The sequence below is a fragment of the Candidatus Hodarchaeum mangrovi genome, from assembly GCF_975850365.1.
Genome location: NZ_CDLCQJ010000011.1, coordinates 22,465 through 32,927, shown reverse-complemented (window position 1 = coordinate 32,927; position 10,463 = coordinate 22,465). Strand labels below are relative to the sequence as shown.

The window sequence follows — 10,463 nt, the reverse complement described above, 5'->3', positions numbered from 1 at the left end:
TTTTTGATATTGACGATCCAAAAGATTTGGAACTAGTAAAACACAATGTACATAAATTTGTCGACTCTTAATATGCATAAAATCTCCATTTCCCTTCAGAAGGATTTTCAATAATGATATTTAGTTATGGAAACCGCCTTAATATAAAAAGGGGTTGGAAGGAAAATAAACTTTATTTGGGATAAATAACTTCGACTGATAGCATGATTACAATAGTTATAGAATTAGTTGCTACCTTAAGAAATCCGTTTCCTTCGAAAAAAAGAGTAAATACTGTCGAAATAGCTGATCAACTTGATCTTAGGCAATTAATAGAGTTCATTGGATTTCAAAAAGAAGATATTGAACATATGGTTGCTATTGTAAACGGTGTTCGGGTACTGAATGACTATATTCTCAAAGATGGTGATCATGTTTTCCTAACTCTCCCTATTGGCGGAGGATAACTAAAAATGTCTAAAATTACAAAATGGATCTATCCAACTACAATAGATGAAGCACTAATCCTCCTATCTGAGAATGATACAGAAATAATTGCAGGAGGAACACATATTGCAACACAGAAACATAAATCTCCAATTAAAATGGTTGATATTACCAGAATTCCGCTAAATTATATTAAAAAAGAGAAAAATTCTCTTAGAATTGGAAGTACGACCACTATCACTGAAATAATTGAATCTCCACTCTGTCTAGAAGTTGGTAAAGGAATACTAACAAAAGCTTGTCAATTAATTGCTGATACCCCTCTAAGAAATAAAATCACTCTTGGAGGAAATATTGCTAGAAAAATACCATGGGTAGGACTTCCAGTTGTACTCCTTGTTTTAGATGCGGAAATAATGGTTATTGAAAAAGGAAAAGAGGAGAAAAGGATATCTGCAAGAAACTTTTTTGAAATGAAAAAACTTCAAAGAGGTAAATTGATAAAAGAAGTAATTTTCCCTATAAATTCAGCTTTATTTACTCGTTATGAAAAATTTTGTTTAACGAAAGCTGATTACGCATGGCTTACCCTTGCATTCTCATCAAATATTGAACTAGGGATTATTAAAGATGTAAAATTTGCAGTGTCAAGGATCACTAATATTCAACGTATAACTTCAGTTGAAGAAGCACTAATAGGTAAAAAAGTAAATACAATAGATACGCAGCAACTTATTAACTTATTAAGGGCAAATTTATCGATTGTAGCAGATTTTCGTTCCTCAAAAGAATATCGTACAACAATTTTGGAAGTATTTCTAAAACGATTCATTAATGAAATGAAGGAGGAAACTACTTGAAACATCAAATAAATGTAACAATTAATGGAGAGAGGAAAACACTCCAAATTTACCTCTCCGAAACTTTACTTGATGTACTCAGAAGGGAAGGATATAAAGGTGTAAAATTTGGTTGTAATGAAGGGACATGTGGTGCATGTACTGTTATACTCAACGGGAGAGCAGTAAAATCTTGTATTATTCTGGCTGCACAAGCTCATGAAGGGAAAATTATAACCATTGAAGGAATTGGAACACGAGAAAAACCACACCCTGTTCAAATAACATTTGTTGAGGAGAATGTGGTTCAATGTGGCTATTGTATCCCTGGAATGATACTTTCTGCAAAAGCCTTACTTGATAAAAACCCAAATCCGACCCGAGATGAAATTAAATCTGCTCTTGATGGTAATTTATGTCGATGCACTGGGTATCGTGGACAAATTGAAGCAGTTTTAAAAGCAGCTGAAATAATTCGTGGTGAAAAGAAATGACTCGGCAATTTAAAGTTGTAACAAAAAGTATTCCAAAGATTGATGCTCTTAGTTTAGCCTTGGGTAAACCCTTATACACCGATGATCAAGACTTCCGAAACTTAGTCCATGTCAGGTGTTTATATAGTCCTCATGCGCATGCACGGATTTTATCAATAGATACAAGTGAAGCAGAAAAATTACCTGGAGTATTTGACATATTAACCTACAAAAATGCTTCTCAAGTCCTTCATACAACTGCTGGACAAGGATATCCCGAACCTTCAGTATATGATACTCGAATATTCAATAAAAAGGTGAAATATGTCGGTGATAGGGTTGCAGCTGTAGCAGCGGAAACAAATAAGATTGCTGAAAAAGCTGTTTCCCTTATTAATGTCAAGTATGAAGTTTTAGAGCCAATATTTAATTGGGATGAATCCTATGAAAATAAGATTGTAATCCATGATGAAGGGGAAGCAATGTATATTATTCCAGTTGAATATAATGCAAGTAAAAACCTTGTAGCCTCATTAGATGTCGAATGCGGTGATATAGAAAAAGGATTTGCAGAAGCAGATCACATCATTGAACGAATTACACGAAATCATTATGGTCAACATTGCCCACTTGAACCACATATTTCTATTGCATATTTAGATGAGTATGACAGATTAACAATCAGAACTGCCACTCAAGTACCGTTCCATGCAAGAAGGATTATCTCTTCTGTTTTAAAAATTCCTTTAAAACGCGTCCGAGTGATTAAACCTAGGATTGGTGGTGGATTCGGAACAAAACAAGAAGTGGTAACTGAACTAATTACTGGAGCTTTTGCTCTTAGATTGAAACGACCAGTCAAATTTGAAATGACACGTGAAGAAGAGTTTGTTTCTGCTCGAACACGACATCCCATGACTATAAAGTTTAAGGCTGGTGTAAAAAATAACGGTACTATTACTGCGATGGATATGCAAGTCGTAAGTAATACAGGTGCTTATGGATCTCATGGTTTAACTGTAATGAGCAATACTGGTAGTAAATCTCTTCCCCTCTATCATTGCAATAATATCCGATTTGTTGGAAATACGGTCTATACAAATTTACCAGTAGCAGGTGCTTATCGAGGATATGGAGGAACTCAGTCAGCATTCGCAATGGAAATAATGATGGATGAATTAGCCCACTGTATAAAGATGGATCCAGCAAAATTCCGTCTGATGAATCATATTAAGGAGGGAGAAACATCTCCTATCTTTAAAGCTCTTGGAGAAGGAACTGAAGGGCACGAACAAATTATGGAATCTGTTGGTTTAACAGAATGCATTGAAAAGGGAGCCGAATGGATTAATTGGTGGAATCGCGAAGAAATAAAAAAGAAACATAGTACAAATACTAAAAAGCGGGGTTTTGGGATGGTAACTCTAATGCAAGGATCATCTATTCCATATATTGATATGGCTGGAAGCTATGCAAAACTAAATGATGATGGATCCTTCAATCTTTTTGTAGGAGCAACTGATATTGGGACTGGGAGTGATACAATTCTTTCACAGATATTTGCTGAAGAATTATCAATAGATATATCAGATGTCATTATTTTGTCTTCAGATACTGATATAACACCATTTGACAAAGGAGCATATGCAAGTAGTACTACTTACCTTTCTGGCCAAGCAGTTCTTAACTTAGCTAAGAAAATAAAAGCTCAAATATTGGAATATGCTGAAAAACTCCTAAATCTTCCTCGGGAAGAATTATACTTAGATAATAGGCAAGTTAAGCATAAAAATACTAATGTATCAATTTCCCTTGCTGAAATTGGAACAAAATCGTTATATTCATCAAACCAGCGACAAATTGGAGCTGTAGCTTCTGAATTGTCTAAAAAATCTCCACCGCCCTTTGCTGCACATTTTGCTGAGATCGATGTTGATATAGAGACTGGTCAGGTCAAAGTGATACGTTACGTTGTAGGAGTGGACGCTGGAACTCCAATTAACCCCAAATTGGTTATTGGGCAGACAGAAGGTGCCCTAGTAAATGGTCTTAGTTATGCTCTTTATGAACAGTATATCTTTAATGAAAAAGGAAAAATGCTTAATCCATCATTTGGAAATTATAAAATTTTGTCTCCAATTGATTTACCAGAAATAAAAACCATTATTATACAAACTTATGAACCTTCTGGACCTTTTGGCGCAAAATCCGTTGCTGAAGTTAATATAAACGGACCATTACCCTGCATCTCGAACGCTATTTATGATGCCATTGGAATACGAATTACTGAATCACCTTACACACCAGATAGAGTACTAACGGAAATTAAACGTCAAAAGGTGTCTTAGATTAATGATTCTGACCTTGGAATTTAATATTTATGCACTTTTGATGGGTGCAGTTTCACTCCTCTCTATTTATTTGCTAATTTATACCCTTCTCTTCCGCCAACGAACGCAATTGAATATTGTTTTTGCGTTAATGATATCAAGTTGTGTCATATGGTGTACTGGATATACACTAGATATTGCTGCAATAGATTTTGACTTTATGCTTTTACTCATCAAATTTCAATATATAGGTATAGCTACCTTACCCCCATTGTTCCTAATTTTTGTTCTTATATTTACAAAACGAGAAAATCTTGCCTTAAAGCCCCTCTTATTATTAATTTTCCTTCCATCTTTAATTCACTATCTTCTCATGATTACAACAGGAGAACATAAGTTATTTTATAGCGAGATCCAGCTAAATACAGATCCACCATTTAATAATCTCATGTTAACATATGGACCAGCCTTTTATAGTCATACTGTTTATTCGTATATCTTAATCATTTCAGGAATAATTCTCTTGATGTTATCATTTCTAAAAGAACGAAAAAATCCTATTAAAAATATCCTTTATGAAAAGCAGTTATTTATAATGGTTATTGGAAGCTTTCCTCCAATTTTAGGAAATATCATCAGGATATCAGGCATATTCCCTCAACTTCAATTTTTTGATTTAACACCAATCGCGTTTAGTATTACTTTTGTCCTTTTTACATATGCCATTATTGAAACAGGATTCCTTGATATAGTTCCAATTGCTCGTCATAGAGTAGTAGACGAGATTTTAGATGGACTAATTATAACTGATTTACAAAAAAGAGTAGTTGACCTTAATGTTTCAGCAAATCGGATTTTTGGCTTAGATAGAAACGATTTAGCTAGCTTTTACGGTAGAAATGTCTTTGCTGCACTTAAAAATTATATTCCTGGAAAAAAATCGGTAGAAAAATTAATTGAATTGGAGGAGGGTGCTAATAAAATCATTTCAGGTATAATAAGTGAATATGCTTCTGAAATAGAACTACCAAAAAAGCATGGAAGAAGAACTACTGAATATTTCGAAATTAACCTTTCACCTCTTCGAAAAGAGGTTGGTTCATCTCTACTTGGTATTGTTCTGAATATTAGAAACATTACCGATAGGAAAATTGCAGAGAATAATCTAAAAGATAGAAATAAAATGCATGAACTTGTTTTGAAATTACTTTCTCATGATCTTAGAGGCCATCTTTTTACCCTTCAAGGTTATGCTGAAATTGCTAAAGAAACTCAGAATATTGAGGAAATCAATGAAAGTTTTACAGCCATCGAGGCAAAGGGAAAGGCAATCTTAACTTTAATTGATGAAGTTACTATTTATTTAAAATCTTTAAATCAATTAAAGACCCAACAATATGAAAAATATGATTTATTGGAAATTATTGCTGAGATAATTAAACAAATCAAAACAGAGATTGAATCTAAAAACCTCTTAATAGAGTATTTATACCCTCCTAATTTAGAAATGAATATTTTAGCTAATTTAACCATAAAGAGTGCTATTTGGAATCTTTTACAAAATGCAGTCAAGTATTCACCAGATAATGGGAAAATAAAAATCCTTTGTGAAGATCATCAAACTGAATGGAAGGTCATAATTGAGGATGCTGGTTCAGGAATTCCCAAAGAATTAAGGAATAAAGTTTTTGAACCATTTGCAGCATTTGGATCAAAAGCAGGAATAGGATTAGGTCTTACAATAGTTTGGGAAACTATTACAAATTTTTCTGGTCAAATATGGATCGAAGACGCTATTCCTAAAGGAACTAAATTTATTTTTACTCTACCTAAATATTTAGAATCATATTAACTCAATTACTATATAATAACCTTTTACGATCTAATTAACTTATCTAAAAACCTTCCCAGTAAAACACTTGTCATCGCTTGACGATATTCTTTATTTGAACGAATATCAGTAATAGGAACACACTCAGTTTTGACTTTTGTTTTCGCTTCCATTATCAAATCAAAAGTAAGCTTTTCAGTCATAAGAAGCTTTTCTGTTTTTCTAGCTCGTATTATGGTCGGGGAAACCGCTCCTAAGCTAATACGAATGTCTTCAAGCCTTCTTTTTTCCTGATTAAACTGAGCTTCAATAGCTACAGAAACAACGACAATAGAAAGGGCGATTCTTTGTCGAATACTTGTATAATCCCCAATATAATTTGGTAGTTTAGGTATGATTAATTTAGTTACCAAAGCGTTATTAGGTAACACAGTTTGACCAGGTCCAGTAATGAATTCTTCGATAGGAATAATTTTCTTGTTGTTAATGGTTTGAATCTGAATTTGAGCATCTCGAGCATAAAGAACAGGTAAACTATCAGCAGCAGGTGAAGCTCTACAAATATTGCCAATTATTGTCCCTAGATTTCTTATCTGAGGTGAACCAACATAAGCTACAGCTTTAACGAATGCTGGAAAATATTGCTTTATGATTAGACTTTCTAAAATTTGGGTATGAGTGGTTAAAGGTCCAATCTCGATGAATCCATCATTTTCGGTAATAAACTTTAATTCTTGAATTTGTGTAAGATTTAATAATCTTGGTGAAGCACCCCATTTTCCAAGCTTATTTCTTACCAATACTAAAACATCCGTACCCCCAGCTAATGGCTGAATTCCATCTTTAAACTTATTTTTTAGAGTTAATGCCTCCATTAAACTTTTAGGAGTTTCAATGTCGAGATTATACACTTTTAATCCTCCTTATTTCGGACTAGTATTAATTCTGCTGCAATTGATATAGCAATTTCTTCAGGGGTTTGACTAACAATAGATAGACCGATTGGGGCATGAATTTCATCTAGTCTCTGTTTTTGAACTCCTCTAGCTTCTAAACGAGAAAAGATTTCCTTAATTTTCCGTTTACTCCCGATCATTCCAATATATTTAGTTTTGTTAATCTCATCTTTCTTTTTTGTTAATAGATATTCAAGGATTTTTTCATCTAAATCATGTGAATAGGTTTGAATAATAATATAACAACCTTCTTCGAAAGTTAAACTGTCAATCACTTCAGGAATATTACCAGAAAAAGTCCGAACTGAATATTTTTTACCGATATTTTCAGCAATATAATCTTCACGATCATCAATGATTACGATCGAAAATCCTAGATTATTGAGAAGTGGAATTAATTGCTGGGTTATATGACCTGCACCAAAAATATAGATATTTGTTGTTGCTCCAAAAACTTCAAAAAATAATTGCATTTCTCCTCCACAAAGCATCCCTGTTGCTTCTTCTCCAGTTTCCACTAACTCAAAGGTCTTTAAAAGTGGTTTTTTCTCTTTCATTTGGTTTTTTGCCTGTTCCAAAGCTAAAGCTTCAATAGTTCCTCCCCCTATCGTACCCCATACCAATTTCCCATCAGCTGAAACAATCATTTTGGCTCCTACTCTTTGAGGAGCTGATCCTTTTACATCAACTACCGTAACAAGACCAATAGATTTTCCTGATTCAATGTATTTTGTTATAGTTTGAATAAAACCTTTCATTTACTGACTAACCTCCGTTGAGCAGCTCTTACAGCCTCATATATCTTTATGTATCCTGTGCATCTACATAATACACCACATAATCCTTCTTCAACTTCATCTTGATCAGCTTTAGGATTTTTTATTAGCAAGGCAGTTGCTGCCATAATCATACCTGGAGTACATGCACCACATTGAGCAGCACCCTGTTCAGCGAATGTAGTCTGAAGTAACTGAAGAACTTGATCCTCTCCTTCAATTGTTAACACATCACTTTGAGGTGGTAATTGAGCCATTAGAATAATACAGGATGTCACTATTTCTCCGTTTAGTATTACGCTACAGGCACCACACTCCCCTTGATCACATCCATATTTCGTACCTCTTAGTCCCAGATCTTCCCTTAAAAAATCTAATAATCTTTGATTAGGTGGAACATCTTTCGAATATTTGATGCCATTAACTATTATCTCGATTTTCACTAGATATCCTCCTGAATTTTCTTTTGTAAAGCAGCCCAAACTCTTTCAGGTGTTGCAGGAATTTCATTTAACCGGATCCCAACTGCGTTTGCTATTGCATTTGTAACAGCTGGAGCAATACCCATTATAGGTTGTTCTCCTATTCCTTTCGCTCCATACGGTCCTTCTAACCAAGGTTCTTCTATTATTATTGAATGAATTCTAGGAGTATCTTTCGTTGTCGGAATTAAGTAAGTACCAAGATTATTTGAAAGAATACTCCCTTCAGGGGTAAAAATAATTTGCTCATATCTCCCATAACCTAAACCTTGTAAAGCTCCACCTTCGATTTGTCCTTCAAGAGTTTGTGGATTAATTGCTCTACCTACATCATGAGCAGCCCAAATATCTAAAACCTTGACAATACCAGTTTCAGTATCAACTTCAACCTCAGCGATGTTTGTACAGAAAGCATAAGCTGAATATGCATCACCTTGACCTTTTTCATTATCAAAATATGTGTAGGGAGCGACATCCCATCCTGAAGCTGCAACTCGGCCTCTCTCCTGATAAATAAATTTAATTGCTTCTGAAACTGAAATAACAGCCTCTTGGGATGATTTTTGGTAGATATTTTGGTCTTTGATTTCAAGATCTTGAATATCTATTTCAAATTTTCCAGCAATCTTTTGATAAATTAAGGTTCGTAATTGTTTACAGGCATCTTGTAAAGCTCTTCCAGACATAATGGTAGCTCTGCTTGCTACTGTTGGTCCTGAATCAGGAACTCGACTTGTCTCAACGGGAGTCATATATATTTTGTCATAATCTACTCCCAATTCATCAGCTACAATTTGAGAAAGTACTGTTATCATCCCCTGACCCATCTCAGTTGTTCCTACTGCGAATCGTACACTTGCATCAGGTTCAATTTGTACGTAGGCACCACTTCGTGACATTATCCTCCCAGCTGCCCCTAGAAAACAGCCATAAAAGATTGTTGAAATACCTATTCCTTTTTGTAGATATTTTCCATTTTTTTGATCTTCTAGGATTTGCTTTATCGTTGGAGTAGGCTTTCGCTTATTATACCAATCACTTAGTTCTCTTGCTTTCTTTAGTGTCTTTTCTAATCCTACAGATTGAGTCAATATTTGACCAAAGGTAGTTGTATCTCCTACATGTAGGATGTGCTTTTCCCGAAAATCACTTGGATCTAAACCCAAAGCCTCTGCTGCACGATCCATCTGTTCTTCTGCTGGAAATATAACTTGGGGTGAACCAAACCCTCGAAAGGCTCCAAAAGGAACTAAATTAGTTGTAACAGCGTAAGCCTGAACATCTACATTTTCGCATCGATAAGGTCCTACTGCATGCATTGCAGCTCGGTAAAGAACAGCTGGTGCAAGAGTTGAATAAGCTCCTGTATTTAGAAAAACTTCCACCTTAACTGCTTTTAACATTCCATCTTTGGTTAACCCAGTTTTATATCTAACTACAGCGGGATGGCGTTTAGAAGTAGTTTCTATATCTTCCTCTCTGTTTAAAAAAAATTTAACGGGTTTCTTGACTAACCATGCCCCAAATGCTGCTAAACTACCTATCTGATTTGGAACATCTTCCTTCCCACCAAATGCTCCACCAGTTGTAGTTTGAATGATATTAACTTTACTCCAATCCATTCCTAAGATTTCTGCGACACACCGTTGCACGTAAAATGGACATTGCATGGATCCATAGACAGTAATAAAATCATGTCCTTGAGGAACAGCAATACAGCCTTGTGTTTCAATGTATGCATGTTCCTGAGCTGGAAGACGATATTCATTTTCAATAATTATATCAGATTCCTCGAATCCCTTTTTTATATTACCATTTTTCTGCTGCCAATGAGAACAGACATTATTTGTTCCAAAAATATGAATTGTTGGATGACCTTTTGCTTTTACTGGATCAAAGACCGCAGGAAGCTTTTCGTATTCTATATGCACGAATTTCCTAGCTTCTTCATTCTTTTCTTGAGAAGAAGAAACCAAGATTACTACTGGCTCTCCTACATGATTTACGGTTTTTTCAGCTAATAATGGCCAATCATCAAGAATAACATGCAATATATTTTTACCAGGTATATCTGCTGCTGTTCCCACGACGACTCCTAGTGTTTTTAGTTTCTCTTTCTCAATATTAATCTTTTTTATTCTCGCATGAGCATATGGACTTCGTATTATATCTAGAAACTGTTCATCAGCAAATTTTAGATCGTAAACATAAGGAGCTTTTCCAACTACTTTTATTCTTGCATCTTTCCTTTGTAAACGCTTACCAACAGCCATTAGATCATCTCTACTAATGATATTCTAATTGAAAAGAAGTAGATTAAACTCAGTATTAATTTTATTGTGAAAACTGA

At 34.6% G+C, this 10,463-nt stretch carries 9 protein-coding genes; 5 read left to right on the top strand and 4 right to left on the bottom strand.

From position 1 onward, the window contains the following. The first annotated feature begins 203 nt into the window (after nt 1-203). Genes ACWVCY_RS01765 through ACWVCY_RS01745 form a run of 5 tightly spaced genes read left to right on the top strand, consistent with a single transcriptional unit; the run spans nt 204 to nt 5,920 of the window. Nucleotides 204-446 carry a MoaD/ThiS family protein gene (locus ACWVCY_RS01765; protein ID WP_455139877.1) on the top strand — a complete coding sequence of 81 codons (243 nt, stop codon included), beginning with the start codon at nt 204-206 and terminating at the stop codon, nt 444-446. A gap of 6 nt (nt 447-452) precedes the next feature. Next, nucleotides 453-1,286 carry an FAD binding domain-containing protein gene (locus ACWVCY_RS01760; protein WP_455139875.1) on the top strand — a complete coding sequence of 278 codons (834 nt, stop codon included), beginning with the start codon at nt 453-455 and terminating at the stop codon, nt 1,284-1,286. Next, complete coding sequence (locus ACWVCY_RS01755; RefSeq protein ID WP_455139873.1) at nt 1,283-1,759, top strand: (2Fe-2S)-binding protein; 477 nt, start codon at nt 1,283-1,285, stop codon at nt 1,757-1,759. The genes ACWVCY_RS01760 and ACWVCY_RS01755 overlap by 4 nt, the downstream gene beginning before the upstream one ends. Continuing rightward, the gene (locus ACWVCY_RS01750) at nt 1,756-4,086 is read left to right on the top strand and encodes a xanthine dehydrogenase family protein molybdopterin-binding subunit (protein WP_455139871.1); all 2,331 of its coding nucleotides are present in this window, start codon (nt 1,756-1,758) and stop codon (nt 4,084-4,086) included. The genes ACWVCY_RS01755 and ACWVCY_RS01750 overlap by 4 nt, the downstream gene beginning before the upstream one ends. Before the next feature lie 4 nt (nt 4,087-4,090). Then, nucleotides 4,091-5,920, top strand: coding sequence for a histidine kinase N-terminal 7TM domain-containing protein (locus ACWVCY_RS01745; protein WP_455139869.1), 1,830 nt, complete (start codon nt 4,091-4,093; stop codon nt 5,918-5,920). A gap of 23 nt (nt 5,921-5,943) precedes the next feature. On the opposite strand, the gene ACWVCY_RS01740 is transcribed toward ACWVCY_RS01745, so the two are convergent. The 4 genes from ACWVCY_RS01740 to ACWVCY_RS01725 are packed head-to-tail and all read right to left on the bottom strand — an operon-like array spanning nt 5,944 to nt 10,386. After that, nucleotides 5,944-6,810 carry an FAD binding domain-containing protein gene (locus ACWVCY_RS01740; protein ID WP_455139867.1) on the bottom strand — a complete coding sequence of 289 codons (867 nt, stop codon included), beginning with the start codon at nt 6,808-6,810 and terminating at the stop codon, nt 5,944-5,946. A 2-nt stretch (nt 6,811-6,812) separates the two neighbouring features. Continuing rightward, nucleotides 6,813-7,613: a xanthine dehydrogenase accessory protein XdhC gene (gene xdhC / locus ACWVCY_RS01735; protein ID WP_455139865.1), complete on the bottom strand. Its 801-nt coding sequence runs from the start codon at nt 7,611-7,613 to the stop codon at nt 6,813-6,815. Then, nucleotides 7,610-8,074, bottom strand: coding sequence for a (2Fe-2S)-binding protein (locus tag ACWVCY_RS01730; RefSeq protein ID WP_455139863.1), 465 nt, complete (start codon nt 8,072-8,074; stop codon nt 7,610-7,612). Before ACWVCY_RS01730 ends, xdhC begins: the two co-directional genes overlap by 4 nt. Next, the gene (locus tag ACWVCY_RS01725; RefSeq protein ID WP_455139861.1) at nt 8,074-10,386 is read right to left on the bottom strand and encodes a xanthine dehydrogenase family protein molybdopterin-binding subunit; all 2,313 of its coding nucleotides are present in this window, start codon (nt 10,384-10,386) and stop codon (nt 8,074-8,076) included. Before ACWVCY_RS01725 ends, ACWVCY_RS01730 begins: the two co-directional genes overlap by 1 nt. Nucleotides 10,387-10,463: the final 77 nt, after the last annotated feature.

What these genes read in the sequence shown, in the direction of transcription:
- ACWVCY_RS01765 (WP_455139877.1), top strand. Translation starts at nt 204, where the DNA reads ATGATTACAATAGTTATAGAATTAGTTGCTACCTTAAGAAATCCGTTT.
- ACWVCY_RS01760 (WP_455139875.1), top strand. Translation starts at nt 453, where the DNA reads ATGTCTAAAATTACAAAATGGATCTATCCAACTACAATAGATGAAGCA.
- ACWVCY_RS01750 (WP_455139871.1), top strand. Translation starts at nt 1,756, where the DNA reads ATGACTCGGCAATTTAAAGTTGTAACAAAAAGTATTCCAAAGATTGAT.
- ACWVCY_RS01745 (WP_455139869.1), top strand. Translation starts at nt 4,091, where the DNA reads ATGATTCTGACCTTGGAATTTAATATTTATGCACTTTTGATGGGTGCA.
- xdhC (WP_455139865.1), bottom strand. Translation starts at nt 7,613, where the DNA reads ATGAAAGGTTTTATTCAAACTATAACAAAATACATTGAATCAGGAAAA.
- ACWVCY_RS01725 (WP_455139861.1), bottom strand. Translation starts at nt 10,386, where the DNA reads ATGGCTGTTGGTAAGCGTTTACAAAGGAAAGATGCAAGAATAAAAGTA.